The organism is Pantoea agglomerans (assembly GCF_020149765.1).
Taxonomy (GTDB): domain Bacteria; phylum Pseudomonadota; class Gammaproteobacteria; order Enterobacterales; family Enterobacteriaceae; genus Pantoea; species Pantoea alvi.
This window is the reverse complement of record NZ_CP083809.1, coordinates 2,153,919-2,169,661: the sequence shown is the minus strand read 5'-3', so window position 1 is coordinate 2,169,661 and position 15,743 is coordinate 2,153,919. Positions and strand designations below refer to the sequence as shown.

The 15,743-nt window shown below is 60.4% G+C and carries 15 protein-coding genes; 5 read left to right on the top strand and 10 right to left on the bottom strand.

All coding sequences use genetic code 11. The features are described from left to right. Positions 1 to 10: 10 nt before the first annotated feature. Positions 11 to 1,507 (bottom strand): dipeptide/tripeptide permease DtpA, encoded by a 1,497-nt coding sequence (gene dtpA / locus LB453_RS13035; protein WP_103795650.1) that lies wholly within the window; start codon positions 1,505 to 1,507, stop codon positions 11 to 13. Positions 1,508 to 2,087: 580 nt separating this feature from the next. Between dtpA and LB453_RS13030 the strand changes: the two genes are divergently transcribed. After that, positions 2,088 to 2,786 (top strand): CTP synthase, encoded by a 699-nt coding sequence (locus tag LB453_RS13030; protein WP_103795651.1) that lies wholly within the window; start codon positions 2,088 to 2,090, stop codon positions 2,784 to 2,786. A gap of 140 nt (positions 2,787 to 2,926) precedes the next feature. Here the strand turns inward: LB453_RS13030 and nth are convergent, their stop codons facing one another. The 9 genes from nth to ydgT form a co-directional block, all read right to left on the bottom strand. Further along, positions 2,927 to 3,562 carry an endonuclease III gene (gene nth / locus LB453_RS13025; protein ID WP_103795652.1) on the bottom strand — a complete coding sequence of 212 codons (636 nt, stop codon included), beginning with the start codon at positions 3,560 to 3,562 and terminating at the stop codon, positions 2,927 to 2,929. Beyond that, entirely contained in the window at positions 3,559 to 4,263 is a 705-nt protein-coding gene (locus tag LB453_RS13020) for an electron transport complex subunit E (protein WP_103795653.1), read from the bottom strand. Before LB453_RS13020 ends, nth begins: the two co-directional genes overlap by 4 nt. Continuing rightward, entirely contained in the window at positions 4,256 to 4,888 is a 633-nt protein-coding gene (rsxG, locus tag LB453_RS13015) for an electron transport complex subunit RsxG (protein WP_103795654.1), read from the bottom strand. Before rsxG ends, LB453_RS13020 begins: the two co-directional genes overlap by 8 nt. A 3-nt stretch (positions 4,889 to 4,891) precedes the next feature. Further along, complete coding sequence (gene rsxD / locus LB453_RS13010) at positions 4,892 to 5,950, bottom strand: electron transport complex subunit RsxD (protein WP_103795655.1); 1,059 nt, start codon at positions 5,948 to 5,950, stop codon at positions 4,892 to 4,894. Then, positions 5,951 to 8,428 carry an electron transport complex subunit RsxC gene (gene rsxC / locus LB453_RS13005; RefSeq protein ID WP_224481434.1) on the bottom strand — a complete coding sequence of 826 codons (2,478 nt, stop codon included), beginning with the start codon at positions 8,426 to 8,428 and terminating at the stop codon, positions 5,951 to 5,953. Then, positions 8,421 to 8,999 carry an electron transport complex subunit RsxB gene (gene rsxB, locus LB453_RS13000; protein WP_103795657.1) on the bottom strand — a complete coding sequence of 193 codons (579 nt, stop codon included), beginning with the start codon at positions 8,997 to 8,999 and terminating at the stop codon, positions 8,421 to 8,423. Before rsxB ends, rsxC begins: the two co-directional genes overlap by 8 nt. Next, complete coding sequence (rsxA, locus tag LB453_RS12995) at positions 8,999 to 9,580, bottom strand: electron transport complex subunit RsxA (RefSeq protein ID WP_033747388.1); 582 nt, start codon at positions 9,578 to 9,580, stop codon at positions 8,999 to 9,001. Before rsxA ends, rsxB begins: the two co-directional genes overlap by 1 nt. 123 nt (positions 9,581 to 9,703) lie before the next feature. Then, positions 9,704 to 10,147: a DUF2569 domain-containing protein gene (locus LB453_RS12990; protein ID WP_103795658.1), complete on the bottom strand. Its 444-nt coding sequence runs from the start codon at positions 10,145 to 10,147 to the stop codon at positions 9,704 to 9,706. Positions 10,148 to 10,251: 104 nt separating this feature from the next. Further along, positions 10,252 to 10,467: a transcription modulator YdgT gene (gene ydgT / locus LB453_RS12985; protein WP_103795659.1), complete on the bottom strand. Its 216-nt coding sequence runs from the start codon at positions 10,465 to 10,467 to the stop codon at positions 10,252 to 10,254. Between the two features lie 714 nt (positions 10,468 to 11,181). Here ydgT and ytfQ point away from each other — a divergent pair. From ytfQ to yjfF, 4 genes are read left to right on the top strand one after another with little or no spacing between them, the layout of a single operon-like run. Then, positions 11,182 to 12,138, top strand: coding sequence for a galactofuranose ABC transporter, galactofuranose-binding protein YtfQ (ytfQ, locus tag LB453_RS12980; protein ID WP_103795660.1), 957 nt, complete (start codon positions 11,182 to 11,184; stop codon positions 12,136 to 12,138). A gap of 54 nt (positions 12,139 to 12,192) precedes the next feature. Further along, positions 12,193 to 13,713 carry a galactofuranose ABC transporter, ATP-binding protein YtfR gene (ytfR, locus tag LB453_RS12975; RefSeq protein WP_103795661.1) on the top strand — a complete coding sequence of 507 codons (1,521 nt, stop codon included), beginning with the start codon at positions 12,193 to 12,195 and terminating at the stop codon, positions 13,711 to 13,713. After that, positions 13,706 to 14,716 carry a galactofuranose ABC transporter, ATP-binding protein YtfT gene (ytfT, locus tag LB453_RS12970; RefSeq protein ID WP_103795662.1) on the top strand — a complete coding sequence of 337 codons (1,011 nt, stop codon included), beginning with the start codon at positions 13,706 to 13,708 and terminating at the stop codon, positions 14,714 to 14,716. Before ytfR ends, ytfT begins: the two co-directional genes overlap by 8 nt. Next, positions 14,713 to 15,699 (top strand): galactofuranose ABC transporter, permease protein YjfF, encoded by a 987-nt coding sequence (yjfF, locus tag LB453_RS12965; RefSeq protein WP_103795663.1) that lies wholly within the window; start codon positions 14,713 to 14,715, stop codon positions 15,697 to 15,699. Before ytfT ends, yjfF begins: the two co-directional genes overlap by 4 nt. The last annotated feature ends 44 nt before the right edge of the window (positions 15,700 to 15,743 follow it).

The following is a 15,743-nucleotide window of genomic DNA, read 5'->3' as shown; positions in this document are numbered from 1 at the left end:
ACCTGAACGATCAGGCCTGCGCTTTTTTCAGCTCCGCCTGCGGCGTCTGCACCATACGGTTCAGCAGTGGTGCGGTCAGCAGCATCAGCACGGCGATGACGCCGGTGACGATGCCGATCTGCTGGAAGACGCTGCTGTAGATATCCAGCGAGGCGAGCGGATTGGTGACATCTTTCGGCACCGCCATCATGCCCGCCACTTTACCGGCGATCATCGCCGCGCCGGCGGTGGTAAGGAACCAGGAGCCCATGATAAAGCCCATCAGACGCTGCGGCACCAGCTGCGCCACCATCGCCAGGCCGAGACCCGAGATCATCAGCTCGCCGATGCTCTGCAGCGCATAGCTGAGGATCAGCCAGTTAACCGAGACGATACCGGCGTCTGAGGCGAATTTCGCGCCCAGCGGCAGCACCAGGAAGGCGGCCGAGCAGAGCACCATACCGATAGCGAACTTAAACGGCATTGGCAGTCGGTCGCCCAGTTTGTTGTAGACCGCCGCCAGCAGCGGACTCGCCAGCATAATCCAGAACGGGTTAAGCGCCTGGAACTGCTCTGGTTCGAAGGTGATGCCCAGAATGGTGTGCTCAACGTTACGGATCGCAAAGAAGTTAAGCGAGGTCGGCATCTGCATATAGAGCACAAAGAAGACGATCGCCTCGACCATCAGCAGAAACGCCACGATCATTTTGCGACGCGCCGCACCCTGCAGCGAGAAGGCTTCTTTGGCGAAGATCAGGATAATGCCCAGTGCGACCACGCCCAGGGTGATGCGCGCGATTGTCTGGTGGTGCAGCAGCCAGGTAGCGATGGCGACCAGCACCACGACGCCCACCAGCGTCATCAGCAGCTTGCTGACGTTAAGGGGCGCGAAGTCCGGCTTTGAGCCGTAGTTTTTAACCAGGCCTTTGCAGAACAGGAAGTTAAGCAGGGTGATCACCAGGCCGATAACCGACAGGGAAAACGCCACGCTCCAGCCATATTTCGCCGCCAGCCAGGGGGTCAGCATCATGGAGAAAAGCGAGCCGACGTTGATTGACATGTAAAACATGGTGAAGGCGCCGTCGAGGCGCGGGTCATCTTTCTCATAGCAGGTAGAGAGCAGCGAAGACGGGTTCGCTTTAAACAGCCCGCTGCCCACCGCGATGGTAGCCATGCCGACATAGACCATGCCGACGTGATGGCCGGAGAAGGCCACCAGCGCGTAGCCCAGCGCCAGCACAATAACCCCCAGCACGATAACGCGCTTGGTGCCCAGCACCTTGTCCCCCAGCCAGCCGCCGATAGCCACCAGGCCATAAACCAGCGCGCTAAACGAGGCGAAGAGGGTAATGGAATCCGCTTCCGTCATGCCCAGCTGTTTAACCAGATAAACAGCCATGATGGCCTGCAGGCCGTAGAAACCGAAGCGCTCCCATAACTCAATCGAGAAGATCAGGTAGAAGGCCTTCGGCTGTTTGAACGCATTGAGGCTAACGGCCTCATCGGTGTGTTTGTTTGCAGTTGACACGTGTACCTCAGTTTTTCGCGTACCCTGTTTTACGACAGGAAATAAGTCCGCGTCATGTCAGGATTCCATGCGCGACATTGTTATTAGTAGGGAAAAGCGGCGCCTAATGTGGCTGATAACGCGCATCAGGGCAAGAATTTTTTGAATGCTGAAAAGCCCGGGCTATGTGAGCTTTAAAAACCGATTGACCGTGGTTAGTTGGGTTTTAATTTCAGCTGCGTTAATTCTACCAGAATAAACGTTTGTTATTCACCGGCAGGGGACCACAATAACCGTATAAGCTGCTTGCGGATGATTTCACAGGCTAAGGTGCCGCAGTTCGATAATCAACCAGCTTATTATGTTGGATACGGTCTATTTATCAGCTAACTGGAGCAACAAACCACCACCAGGGCTTACATTAATGAAAGTGGACGGGCAAAAGTTGATCCTCCGCACAGAATCGCCAATTAATTCATAAGGTAAAAGAAGAAAGGGTTTTTGCCGGCGGCAACGGCGAAGATAAAAATGCGAATTTTACCGTCTCGACATCAATTTAACGATCCGCTAACCTCGAAATTTCCATCTACAGGACGTAAATATGGCAGCTTCTTTACAGCTGGCGCTGGTGGGTGACTATCGCGCCAGCGCCGTAGCGCATCAGGCCATTCCTCTGGCTATTGAACGCGCCGCCGCCCGTCTGGGCACTGAGGTCAGCTTTCGCTGGCTTGCTACCGATCGGCTCGGCGATCTGAGCGCCGTGCGCCGCTGCGACGCCGTCTGGGTCGTACCGGGAAGCCCCTATCAAAACGATGAGAAGGTCTTTGAAACCATTCGCTGGGCGCGGGAGCAGCGTCAGCCGTTTCTCGGATCCTGTGGGGGATTTCAGTATGCGGTGATCGAGTATGCCCGCAACGTGCTGGGCTGGCAGGATGCGAACCACGCCGAGACCGACGAGGGCGGCCGCATGGTGATCGCGCCGCTTAGCTGTTCGCTGGTAGAGCAGCGGGGCGAAGTCAGGTTTGCGCCGGGATCGCGCATCGCCGAAGCCTATGGCGCGCAGTCAAGCGATGAGGGCTACCACTGTAATTTCGGCGTCAATCCGGCATTTAGCGAGGCGCTGGAAGGGCAGAATTTGCGTATTACCTCATGGGATGCTGCAGGGGATGTGCGCGGCATAGAGCTGATCGATCATCCTTTCTTTGTCGCAACCCTGTTTCAGTCGGAGCGAGCCGCGCTGCAGAAAAAAGAATCGCCGCTGGCGATCGCCTGGCTGCAGGCGGCGCTGGCAGGGCGCTAAGGCATTACGGGCGCGTTCGCGCCCGTTACACCGTCGGCAGAGCGTTCGCCTTCTGACAGATTTATCACGGGCGCGCCCGTTAAATCACCGGCAAAGCGTTCGTCTTCTGGCAGCTTTATCATGGGACGCGCCCGCGCCCGCTAAATTTCCGTCTTCTCAGGAAACTCGCACAGATCTTCAATCAGGCAGGCACCGCAGCGCGGCTTGCGCGCAACGCAGGTGTAGCGGCCATGCAGGATCAGCCAGTGATGGCAATCCACCTTAAATTCGGCGGGCACCACCTTCAGCAGCTTCGCCTCGACCTCTTCCACGTTTTTCCCTGGCGCGAAGCGGGTGCGGTTGCTGACGCGGAAAATATGGGTGTCCACGGCGATGGTCGGCCAGCCGAAGGCGGTGTTCAGCACCACGTTGGCGGTCTTACGCCCGACACCGGGCAGCGCCTCCAGCGCGGCGCGATCTTCTGGCACCTCGCCGCCGTGCTGCTCCAGCAGAATGCGGCAGGTCTTAATCACATTCTCAGCTTTACTGTTATAGAGGCCGATGGTTTTGATATGTTCCTTCACCCCCTCTACGCCCAGCGCCAGCATCGCGGCGGGCGTACTGGCGACCGGATAGAGCTTCGCGGTCGCCTTGTTGACGCTGACGTCAGTCGCCTGCGCCGACAGCAGCACGGCGATCAGCAGCTCAAACGGCGAGGTGAAATTGAGCTCGGTGGTGGGGTGCGGGTTATTGTCCCGCAGCCGGCTGAGGATCTCTCTGCGCTTCGCCTGATTCACACTGCTTTCCCGGCTGGCGCGTGCGGCTCGGCGGCCGCGGCTTCAGCGGCGCGGCGCGCGGCGCGCTGTTTCATTTTCTGATCGATCAGGTATTTTGCGGCCAGCAGCATACCGAGTCCGATAAAGGCGCCCGGCGGCAGCATCGCCAGCAGCATCGGCGAGTCGAAGTGTACCACCTCAATGCGCAGCGCCCTGGCCCAGGGGCCGAGCAGCTGATCCGCGCCGTTAAACAGCGTGCCGCTGCCGATCAGCTCGCGAATCGAGCCGAGCGTGACCATGGCGCAGGTGGCACCCATGCCAATCGCGAAGCCATCCAGCGCGGCAAGGGGAATGCTGCTCTTCGAGGCGACCGCCTCGGCGCGGCCGACCACGATACAGTTGGTGACGATCAGCGGAATAAAGATGCCGAGCGACTCATAAAGGCCATAGGCGTAGGCGTTGATCAGCATCTGCACGCAGCTCACCACCGAGGCGATAATCATGACGTAGATTGGGATGCGGATTTCTGACGGCACCCAGCGGCGCGAGGCGGAAATGGCGCTGTTGGTAATGGTCAGCACCAGCGTGGTCGCCAGACCGAGGCCCAGCGCGTTGGTCGCCGTCGAGGTGACGGCCAGTAGTGGACAGAGCCCCAGCAGCTGCACCAGCGCCGAGTTGTTTTTCCACAGGCCGCCTACCAGCAGGTTTTTGGCTTCACTCATTTGCGTCTCCACATTCGGGCAGCGACGAGACCTTGCCGCTCAGCGTTTCAATCAGTAGCGCGGTGCGCTTAGTGGCGTTGACCACCGCGCGTGGCGTAATGGTGGCGCCGGTAAACTGGTCGAACTCGCCGCCATCTTTCTTCACCGCAAAGGCTTTGTCATCGGCGCCGTGCACCACTTTGCCGTTAAAGCTGTTGATCCAGTCTGAAATCCGCAGCTCGATCTTGTCGCCCAGGCCGGGGGTTTCGTGATGTTCAATAACGCGCACGCCCAGCACCTTGCCGTGAAAATCGGCGCCGACCAGCATCTGTATCGCGCCAGAATAGCCGTCCGGCGCGGTGGTCTCAAGCGCAGCCGCCACCGGCGTATCGCCTTTGCGCGCCAGATAGAGATGGTGCGGGGCGGTGCTGCCCAGTGCGGGGTCGGTGACAAGGTAACATTCGCGCTGGATCTGATTATCGTACAAATCCACCGGCACCACCTGATCCAGCAGGTTTTTCTGGTTCAGCGCCGTCTGATGGCTAATGGTCGGTTTGGTAACGTAGTTCACCACGGCGGTCAGGCCGGTAGTAAACACCGCGAAGAGTGCCAGGGTGACGGCGTTTTTACGGATAGTCTCAAGCATCGATCACTCCTTGCGATGGCCGTAAACGCGCGGCTGCGTGTAGTAATCGATCAGCGGCACGCAGATATTCGCCAGCAGCACGGCAAAGGCGACGCCGTCGGGATAGCCGCCAAAGCTGCGGATCAGCCACACCAGCAGACCAATCAGCGCGCCGTAGAGCAGGCGCCCGCGGTTGGTGGTGGAGGCGGTAACCGGGTCGGTGGCGATAAAAAACGCCCCGAGCATGGTCGCGCCGGAAAAGAGGTGAATCAGCGGCGTGTTCAGGCTCTCAGGCGAGATGAGCCAGCCCAGGGTGGCGCAGAACGCCAGCGACAGCAGCATCGCCGCCGGAATATGCCAGCGAATGGCGTTCTTCCACAGCAGAAACAGGCCGCCAGCCAGATAGCCGAGGTTAATCCACTGCCAGCCGAGACCCGCCAGCACGCCGCTATAGATCGGCTGCGCCAGCAGCTGCTCTGCGCTGTGCCCGGCGCGCAGGCCAGTTTTAAAGTTATCCAGCGGCGTCGCCTGGCTGACGCCGTCGACGCCGAGCTGCAGCTGCTGCATGGTATCGCCCGCCAGGGTATGGCCGGTAAAGATCATGCTCAGGGAATCGAGCAGGCCGGGTTTCACCACCTGAAGCGCGTCGGGCGGCAGCCAGCTGGTCATCTGCACCGGGAAGGAGATCAGCAGCACCACATAGCCGACCATCGCCGGATTAAAGGGGTTCTGTCCCAAACCGCCGTAAAGCTGCTTGGCGATCACAATAGCGAACAGGGTGCCGATTACCACCAGCCACCAGGGGGCGAGCGGCGGCAGGCTGATGCCGATCAGCACGGCGGTAAGCAGCGCAGAGTTATCCGCGAGGCTGGGAACGACTGGCGCCTTGCGCAGGCGCAGAATGGCCGCTTCCGCCAGCCATGCGGTCAGCACCGCCAGCAGCACCTGCAGTACGCTGCCGTAGCCGAAGAAATACCACTGCGCGGCGAAGCCGGGTACGGCCGCCAGCACCACCAGCAACATAATATTGCCGGTGCTGCGGTGGTTATGGGTATAAGGAGAACTTGCGATACGAAAAGCCATTTATTCCTCAAACGTCGACGGCGGCTGCGCTTTACGCGCTTTTGCCCGGGCGATAGCGGCAGCGACGGCTGCCTTGCGCGCGTCTTCCGACGGACGCGCATCACTGTTTGCAACGTCGAGGGTCACGACGTCCTTTTCTGATGCCTGCGCCGCAGCGGCTTTCTTCGCTTTGGCGCGGGCGATAGCGGCCTCTACCGCCGCCTTGCGCGGATCAGCCGGCGGTGCATCGTCGACCGGCTGAACCTCTTCGGTGGGCGTGCCGGCTGCCGCCTGTGCTGCCTCAGCTTTCTTCGCTTTGGCGCGGGCGATGGCAGCTTCTACAGCCGCCTTGCGCGGGTCGACTGAGGGTGTATCTTCGACCGACTTAGTTTCCTCAGTCGGCGTGCCCGCTGATGCCTGCGCCGCGGCAGCTTTCTTCGCTTTGGCACGGGCGATGGCGGCTTCGACCGCCGCCTTGCGCGGGTCGACTGAGGGTGCATCGTCGACCGACTTAGATTCCTCAGTCGGCGTGCCCGCTGATGCCTGTGCCGCAGCGGCTTTCTTCGCTTTAGCGCGGGCGATAGCGGCTTCGACCGCCGCCTTGCGCGGGTCGACTGAGGGTGCATCGTCGACCGACTTAGTTTCCTCAGTCGGCGTGCCCGCTGATGCCTGTGCCGCAGCGGCTTTCTTCGCTTTGGCGCGGGCGATAGCGGCCTCTACCGCCGCCTTGCGCGGGTCAGCCGAGGGTGCATCGTCGACCGACTTAGTTTCCTCGGTTGGCGTGCCCGCTGATACCTGCGCCTCGGCAGCTTTCTTCGCTTTGGCGCGGGCGATAGCGGCTTCCACCACCGCCTTGCGCGGGTCGTCGGTCTGACGCGTCACCGGCTGGGTTTCCGCCTGTGCTTCTGCCTGGCGCAGACGCGCCTGTGCATGACGCGCCTGACGCTGCGCTTCTTCTACCGCCGGATCGACTTCGCCTGCCGCCTGCCGCTTAGCCATAACGCGTTCGCGGGCAGCGGCCAGTTCGCCTTCGTCGCTGCGCGCAACGCGCTGCTTCGCCTGTTCATGCTTCGCTTCGCGCGCCAGCTTCTCACGTTCCAGTCGCGCCTGGCGCGCCTCGAAGCGCGCTTTCGCCTCGGCGGTGCGCTTCGCCTCAAGATCGATGGCGCGCAGTTCCGCCTTCTCCTGGCGATAGTACTGCACCAGCGGAATATTGCTCGGGCAGACCCAGGCGCAGGCGCCGCACTCAATGCAGTCGTCAATATGGTGGGCGCGCGCTTTATCGTGATCGCCGCCCTGGCTGTACCAGTAGAGCTGCTGCGGCAGCAGATTGGCCGGGCAGGCGTCGGCGCACGCGGAGCAGCGAATACAGGACTGCTCCTCGTCGTTGTTGCCCATTTCGCTGGCGGATGGGGCGAGAATGCAGTTGGTGATCTTCACCACCGGCACGCCAAGGGACGGCAGGGTAAAGCCCATCAGCGGACCACCCATAATCACCATCTGACGCGGCGCGGGGGTAAAGCCGACCTGGTGCAGCAGATGGCTGATCGGGGTGCCGATGCGGCTCCAGACGTTGCGCGGCTGCGCAATCGCCTCGCCGGTCAGGGTTACAACGCGCTCGGTCAGCGGCTCGCCGTCAATCACCGCGCGCTTCACCGCCCAGGCGGTGCCGACGTTCTGCATCAGCACGCCGATATCGGTAGAGCGTCCGCCGTGCGGCACTTCCATCCCGGTAAGAATTTTGGTCAGCTGCTTCGCACCACCGGAGGGATATTTGGTGGGGATCACGCGGATGTGCAGATCGCGCTCGCCGCCCAGCGCCTGTTTGAGTGCGGCGATCGCTTCCGGCTTGTTATCTTCAATGCCGATCAGCACGCGCTCGGCCTGCAACACCCAGGCGAGGATACGGCAGCCTTCCAGCACCTCGGCGGCGTAGTCCTGCATCAGGCGATCGTCGGCGGTGATATAGGGCTCGCACTCGGCGGCGTTGATAATCAGGGTCTTTACGCCGCGCAGCCCGCCGCGCAGTTTAGTGCCGGTGGGGAAGCCCGCGCCGCCAAGACCGGCGACGCCCGCGTCATGAATGCGCTGCACAATAGCGGCGCGTTCGCGCTGGCGGTAGTCCGCCATCGGCTCCAGACGTGCCCAACGATCCTCGCCGTCCGGCGACATAAAAATGCACAGCTCCGACAGCCCAGAGGGATGCGCGGTCATATGCTCGCCAATAGCGTCGATGGTGCCGGAGGTCGGCGCATGCACCGGCAGCATGCGGCCGGTGCCGAAGGTCAGCGGCTGGCCACGCAGCACGCGATCGCCCGGCGCAACGCAAATCTCGCCTTCATGACCGATATGCTGCTTCAGCGGAATAATAAAATGGTTCGGCAGCGGCAGCTGGCTCAGCGGCGTGCCGTTCGACTGGGTTTTCATCTCCGGCGGATGAATGCCGCCCTCGAAATCCCAGAGCTTCTCTTTACGAAAAATATTCAACAGATTAAGCATGACTTTCTACCGGGATCACCCGTACAGGAATGGTTTCAAGATCCCACTTCCAGTTGGCGGTGGTCGTGGCCACTGGACGCATCTCGATGCAGTCGGTAGGACAGGGCGCGACGCAGAGATCGCAGCCGGTGCAGACGTCGCTCAGCACGGTGTGCATGGCGCGCGTCGCGCCGACAATGGCGTCGACCGGACAGGCCTGGATACATTTGGTGCAGCCGATGCAGTTCGCTTCATCGATCCAGGCGACGGTGCGCACCGGCTCTTTCGCCGTTTCATCGCCGTCGATCGGCTGAGGCTCGACGTTCAGCAGCGCCGCCAGCTTGAGCATCGTCTGCTCGCCGCCTGGCGCGCACTTGTTGATCGCCTCGCCGTTGTTGCCCACCGCGTCCGCATAGGGACGGCAGCCGGGATAGCCGCACTGGCCGCACTGGCTTTGCGGCAGCAGCTCGTCAATCTGCTCGACGATGGGATCTTCTTCAACCTCAAAGCGGCGTGAGGCGTAGCCCAGCAGGGCGCCAAACACCAGGCTCAGCGCGCTCAGAACGATAATGGCAATCCAGATCGCAGTCATCAGAATTTCACCAGACCGGTAAAGCCCATAAACGCCAGCGCCATCAGGCCAGCGGTCACCAGCGCAATAGAGGAGCCTTTAAAAGGCGCGGGCACGTTAGCCAGCACCAGACGCTCGCGCATGCCGGCGAACAGCACCATCACCAGCGAGAAGCCGAGCGAGGCGCTAAAGCCGTAAAGCGCCGCCTGCAGAAAGGTATGGTTCAGGTTGACGCTGAGCAGCGGCACGCCGAGCACCGCGCAGTTAGTGGTGATCAGCGGCAGGAAGATGCCGAGCAGCCGATAGAGCGACGGGCTGGTTTTGCGCACCACCATTTCGGTGAACTGCACCACAACGGCGATCACCAGGATATAGGCCATGGTACGCAGATAAACGAGATCGAGCGGCACCAGAATCAGGTGGTTCACCAGCCAGGCGCAAATCGACGCCAGGGTGATGACGAAGGTGGTCGCCAGGCCCATGCCAATCGCCGTTTCCAGTTTTTTGGAAACGCCCATAAAGGGGCAGAGGCCAAGAAATTTCACCAGAACGAAGTTGTTCACCAGCACAGTGCCTACAAACAGCAGCAGATAATCGGTCATTTTTTCGCCATTGATTCGGAAAGCGGCCCATTATCTGTGATCTGTGCCGCTATCTCAACCACTGCACGAATGGCAGCGCGCTGTTTCGCACTCAGAATTAAATTGTTGACGAAACTCACGGCGTTACGGCTGAATAAAGGTCGATTTTACCCGCTGCGAGCGTTTGAAATAGGGCACGAAAACCGCCGCGGCGAGCAGGGCGAGCAGCAGCGTCTGAGCAGCCTTGCCGTCGGAGACCGGCGTAAAGGCGAAGGTCTTCAGCGCCAGCAGCAGCGTCACCAGCAGCCAGATAATGTAGTGGCGCGGCAGGCGGCGCGAGCGTTTGCAGAAGATCCAGCAGACCCACAGGCTGTAAAGCCAGACGGCGAGCGCGGTGAGCAGCGAGACCGCCCAGTTAGTCACCAGCATGCCGCCGTGCGAAAAGAGCGTCGCGCGCCAGGCTGGATTAAACAGCGGACTAAGGTACATCGCCAGCACCATGGCGCTGGTAAGCATCATCATAATCAGCCAGGCGAGCGGCACAAGCAGCCAGCCGCCGAGACGCGGCGCGGTTACCAGTTGATTCATTGAGGTGATCCTGTTGCGGCAAGGAAAGCAGGAGAGGATAACACGTCTAAACAGGGCCTGCCCGCGCAGAAGCGATGCGGCGTCGGCAGGCCTGACTCCCTTTATCAGACTACGTAGCGCCACACCGTTTTCGGCACGCGGCCCAGGTCAAACAGCCGACCGCCCGATGCCAGCTCCGCGCGCCGGTGATCCGCCGCCCGGTACATGCTGATAATCTCGCTGTCATCGGTGAGCGAGTAGTTAAGGTGATCGTAGAGTTTTTCCAGACTTTCCAGATTATTTACTTTGCGGAATTTGAGCAGGTAATCTTGCGCAGTCATGATTGCCATAGATGAAGAGAACAGAGAAGAGGCCAGTATAGGGAGCAGGCGCAGGCTGTCCAGCGCCTTATGCTGAAAAAGAGACAAATTATTTACTTTAGTTAATCAATGCGCCAAAAACAGCACTTTCTGTCAGCCGCGCGTCAGGAAAGCGAAACGGCTAAAGCATAGCCGGTCAGCCTTACAGGTCCACCATCGCCTAGACCGCGACGCATTCGATCGCGCGCTTTATTTCCGCTTTTGCAGGGAAGATCCGCTTCGTTTACAGCAAGAAAGCATAATGAATTACGCGCCCGCACTGACGATGAAACAGAGGCGGGTAATAGCCTCTTTTTTCCTGAGCAGGACGCGCTTTCTGCGCTGACGCTAGCGAGGCGGCGTCGAGCCAATTTCCCCCCGCGACTGTGCGGGAAATCACAAAATCGTTATCTCGCCCGCGCCCCGGTCGGCGACCAAAGTGTACGTATTATTGTAATCGCTTTCAGAGGCAGATTTCATAAGCGATTCTGTTTATTACATTTATTTAACCAGCCTTTTTAAATAACTCAGTTATTTTGTCCATGCACCCGCCTGCGCCAGACTGCCATACCTGCACGTAACCCCTTTAATTTGAACTAATTTGTGAAGCGCGTCGCCCTTATTCAGGCCGATTTACGCCAGGCTAAACGGGCTCTTTACCCTTACTCGCAAAAGCCCTTCAGAGGAATGCAAACTATGTGGAAACGTTTACTTTTGACCAGCCTGGTCAGCGCCGCGTTAGCCGCGCCGGTAATGGCGGCCGACCTGACCGTCGGCTTCTCGCAGGTCGGCTCCGAATCGGGGTGGCGCTCAGCAGAAACCAACGTGGCGAAAAGTGAAGCGGCGAAGCGCGGCATCACGCTGAAAATCGCCGACGGCCAGCAGAAACAAGAGAACCAGATCAAGGCGGTGCGCTCGTTTATCGCTCAGGGCGTGGATGCGATTTTCATCGCGCCGGTTGTGCAGACCGGCTGGGAGCCGGTGCTGGAAGAAGCCAAAGACGCCAAAATCCCGGTATTCCTGCTGGACCGCGCCATCGTCGTGAAAGATAAGTCGCTCTATATGACGGTGGTGACCGCCGACAACGTGCTGGAAGGCAAGCTGATTGGTGACTGGCTGGTGAAGACCGTCGGCGATAAGCCGTGCAACGTGGTTGAGCTGCAGGGCACCGTCGGCGCCAGCGTCGCCATTGACCGTAAAAAAGGCTTTGCCGAGGCGATCGCCGGACACCCTAATATCAAGCTGACGCGTTCGCAGTCGGGCGACTTTACCCGCAGCAAGGGTAAAGAGGTGATGGAGAGCTTTATTAAGGCGGAGAACAACGGCAAAAACATCTGCATGGTTTACGCCCACAATGATGATATGGCGATCGGTGCGATTCAGGCGATCAAAGAGGCGGGGCTGAAGCCCGGCAAAGATATCCTCACCGGCTCTATCGACGGCGTGCCCGATATCTATAAGGCGATGCTGGCAGGCGAGGCTAACGCCAACGTTGAGCTGACGCCGAATATGGCTGGCCCGGCGTTCGACGCGCTGGAGAAGTTTAAAAAAGATGGCACGCTGCCGCCGAAGATCACCAAAACCGAATCCCGGCTCTATCTGCCTGCCGACGCGCAGGCGCAGCTGGATCGGAAAAAAGGCATGGGTTACTGAGCCGCGAGCCGCTCTACGGAGCGGCTTTTTATCTGTTGAGGCGGAGCTGACAAGATGACTAGGCACAATGACGATACGCTGCTCACCATCAGCGGCGTCAGCAAAGGGTTTCCCGGCGTGAAGGCGCTGGATAACGTGTCGTTTAGCGTGCGCAAAGGCGAGATTATGGCGCTGCTGGGCGAGAACGGCGCGGGCAAGTCGACGCTGATTAAGGTGCTGACCGGGGTTTACAGCCGCGACGCGGGCACGCTGACGCTGAACGGGCAGACCATTGCGCCGCGCAGCACCGCCGATGCGCAAAAGATGGGTATCGGCACCGTTTATCAGGAGGTTAACCTGCTGCCGAATATGACGGTGGCCGACAATCTGTTTATCGGGCGCGAGCCGCGCCGCTTTGGCATGGTTGACCGCCGCAAAATGGTGCGCGACGCCGACGCGCTGATGCGCAACTACGGTTTTATTCTCGACGTGACGCGCCCGCTGGGACACTACTCGGTGGCGATGCAGCAGATTATCGCTATCTGCCGCGCGGTGGATCTTTCGGCGCAGGTGCTGATCCTCGACGAGCCGACCGCCAGCCTTGACGCCAGCGAAGTCGAGATGCTCTTTACCCTGATGGCGCAGCTGAAAGCCAAAGGGATGAGCCTGATCTTCGTGACTCACTTTCTCGATCAGGTCTACCGCATTACCGACCGCATCACGGTGCTGCGCAACGGCCAGTTTATCGCCACGCGCGACACCGCGACGCTGCCGCAGATTGAGCTGATCAAGCTGATGCTGGGGCGCGAGCTGCTGGAGACCGCGCTGCAGCGCCAGGGCAGCACGCTGCGCAGCGATCAGCCGGTGGCGTCGTTTCGCGACTACGGCAAGAAGGGCACTATTGAACCTTTCGACCTGGAGGTGCGCCCGGGCGAAGTGGTGGGGCTGGCCGGGCTGCTCGGCTCTGGCCGCACCGAGACCGCCGAGGTGCTGTTTGGCATTCGCCGGCCCGATCGCGGCACGGCAACCATTAAAGGCAAGCCTCAGACTATCCGCTCCCCGGCGCAGGCGTCGCGCCTCGGCATCGGCTTTTGCCCGGAGGATCGCAAAACCGACGGCATTATCGGCGCCGCCTCGGTGCGCGAAAATATTATCCTCGCGCTGCAGGCGCAGCGCGGCTGGCTGCGACCAATTAAGCGGCGCGAGCAGCAGGCGATTGCGGATCGCTTTATCAAGCGTCTCGGCATTCGCACGCCGCACGCCGAGCAGCCGGTAGAGCTGCTTTCCGGCGGCAATCAGCAGAAGGTGCTGCTGTCGCGCTGGCTGGTGACCAAACCGCAGTTCCTGATCCTGGACGAACCCACGCGCGGCATCGACGTCGGCGCCCACGCCGAAATCATTCGCCTGATCGAGTCCCTGTGCGCCGATGGGCTGGCGCTGCTGGTGATCTCTTCCGAGCTGGAGGAGCTGGTGGGCTACGCCGATCGCGTAGTGATTATGCGCGACCTGAAGCAGGTGGCGGAGATCCCGCTTGAGCAGCTGTCGGTGGCGTCGATTGTGAACGCCATCGCGGATGGAGGGGCACAACATGCTTGAATCCCATATGACGAAGCCAGAACGCCGTAAGTTTCGCCTGCCGCCGGGTCTGCCGCAGATCGCCGCGCTGATTCTGGTGCTGCTGGTGGATAGTCTGGTGGCGAATAATTTTTTCGCCATCCATCTGCAGGACGGCCGTCTGTTCGGCAGCCCGATTGATATTCTTAACCGCGCCGCGCCGGTGGCGCTGCTGGCGATCGGCATGACGCTGGTGATCGCCACCGGCGGCATCGATCTCTCGGTGGGCGCGGTGATGGCGATAGCGGGCGCGACCGCCGCCACCCTGACGGTGGCGGGCCACAGCCTGACGACGGTCATTTTTTCCGCGCTGGGTGCCGGCCTGCTGTGCGGGTTATGGAACGGCGTGCTGGTGGCGCTGCTGCGCATTCAGCCGTTTGTCGCCACGCTGATTTTGATGGTGGCGGGGCGCGGCATCGCGCAGCTGATTACCCAGGGGCAGATCGTTACCTTTGACAGCGCGACGCTGGGCTGGCTGGGCAGCGGTTCGCTCTGGCTGCTGCCGGTGCCGGTGTGGATTACCCTGGCAGCGGCGCTGCTGGTCTGGCTGCTGACGCGCAAGACCGCGCTCGGGCTGTTTATCGAGGCGGTGGGCATTAACCTGCGCGCGGCGCGCAACGCGGGCGTGACCGGCTGGCTGGTGGTGATGTCCACCTATGCGATCAGCGGGCTGTGCGCGGCGGTGGCGGGCCTGATTGTGACCGCCGATATTCGCGGCGCGGACGCCAATAACGCCGGCCTGTGGCTGGAGCTGGATGCGATCCTCGCGGTGGTGATTGGCGGCGCCTCGCTGATGGGCGGTCGTTTTAATCTGGTGCTGTCGCTGATCGGCGCGCTGATTATTCAGGCGATGAATACCGGCATTTTGCTTTCCGGTTTTCCGCCGGAGCTGAATCAGGTGGTGAAGGCGGTGGTGGTGATGTGCGTGCTGCTGCTGCAGTCGCCGCGCTTTCTGGCGATGTTGAAACGGAGACGGCCCCAATGATTAAACGTCATCTTCCCCTGATGATTACGCTGCTGGTGTTTGTTGCTGGCTATCTGTTCTGTCTGAGCCAGTTTCCCGGCTTCGCCTCGACGCGCGTAATTTGCAATATCCTGACCGATAACGCTTTTCTGGGCATTATTGCCGTGGGCATGACGTTTGTCATTCTCTCCGGCGGTATCGATCTGTCGGTGGGCGCGGTGATCGCTTTTACCGGCGTGTTTCTGGCGCGCGCCATCGGCGATTTGCATATTCATCCGCTGCTGGCGTTTGCCATTATTCTGGTGGCGGGCGCGCTGTTCGGCGCCATGATGGGCTGGCTGATCGACGCGCTGAAGATCCCGGCGTTTATTATTACCCTGGCGGGGATGTTTTTTCTGCGCGGCTGCAGCTATCTGGTGTCGGAGAATTCAATTCCCATCGATCATCCGCTGTATGCCACGCTTTCCAGCATGGCGTGGAAGGTGCCGGGTGGCGGGCGGCTGAGTTTGCTGGCGCTGGTGATGCTGCTAGTGGTGGCGGGCGGCATTTTGCTGGCGCACCGCACGCGCTTTGGCAATCAGGTTTACGCAATCGGCGGCAACGTTACCTCGGCGCAGCTGATGGGGATTTCCACGCGCGCGACAACTATCCGCATCTATATGTTGTCGACCACGCTGGCGACGCTGGCGGGCATTGTGTTTTCTGTTTATACCTCAGCGGGCTATGCGCTGGCGGGGCTGGGGGTCGAGCTGGATGCCATCGCCTCGGTGGTGATCGGCGGTACGCTGCTGTCCGGCGGCGTCGGGACGGTGCTGGGCACGCTGTTCGGGGTGTTGATTCAGGGGCTGATTCAGACCTGGATTAATTTTGACGGTACGCTGAGCTCCTGGTGGACCAAGATCGCGATTGGTATTTTGCTGTTTGCCTTTATCGCGCTGCAGCGTCTGCTGACGGTGATATGGGATCGGCAGAAGAATGCGCCGGTGAAGCGGATTGCGACCTGAGTTAAAAGAGGGGATTTGAGCCGCCAGCGGGCGGCTTTTTTGTT

Excerpts from the sequence above, each read along its gene's own strand:
- ytfT (WP_103795662.1), top strand. The coding sequence starts at position 13,706 with ATGCTTGAATCCCATATGACGAAGCCAGAACGCCGTAAGTTTCGCCTG.
- rsxA (WP_033747388.1), bottom strand. The coding sequence starts at position 9,580 with ATGACCGATTATCTGCTGCTGTTTGTAGGCACTGTGCTGGTGAACAAC.
- LB453_RS13030 (WP_103795651.1), top strand. The coding sequence starts at position 2,088 with ATGGCAGCTTCTTTACAGCTGGCGCTGGTGGGTGACTATCGCGCCAGC.
- LB453_RS12990 (WP_103795658.1), bottom strand. The coding sequence starts at position 10,147 with ATGAATCAACTGGTAACCGCGCCGCGTCTCGGCGGCTGGCTGCTTGTG.
- yjfF (WP_103795663.1), top strand. The coding sequence starts at position 14,713 with ATGATTAAACGTCATCTTCCCCTGATGATTACGCTGCTGGTGTTTGTT.
- rsxD (WP_103795655.1), bottom strand. The coding sequence starts at position 5,950 with ATGGCTTTTCGTATCGCAAGTTCTCCTTATACCCATAACCACCGCAGC.
- ydgT (WP_103795659.1), bottom strand. The coding sequence starts at position 10,467 with ATGACTGCGCAAGATTACCTGCTCAAATTCCGCAAAGTAAATAATCTG.
- rsxG (WP_103795654.1), bottom strand. The coding sequence starts at position 4,888 with ATGCTTGAGACTATCCGTAAAAACGCCGTCACCCTGGCACTCTTCGCG.
- ytfQ (WP_103795660.1), top strand. The coding sequence starts at position 11,182 with ATGTGGAAACGTTTACTTTTGACCAGCCTGGTCAGCGCCGCGTTAGCC.
- LB453_RS13020 (WP_103795653.1), bottom strand. The coding sequence starts at position 4,263 with ATGAGTGAAGCCAAAAACCTGCTGGTAGGCGGCCTGTGGAAAAACAAC.
- rsxB (WP_103795657.1), bottom strand. The coding sequence starts at position 8,999 with ATGACTGCGATCTGGATTGCCATTATCGTTCTGAGCGCGCTGAGCCTG.
- ytfR (WP_103795661.1), top strand. The coding sequence starts at position 12,193 with ATGACTAGGCACAATGACGATACGCTGCTCACCATCAGCGGCGTCAGC.
- rsxC (WP_224481434.1), bottom strand. The coding sequence starts at position 8,428 with ATGCTTAATCTGTTGAATATTTTTCGTAAAGAGAAGCTCTGGGATTTC.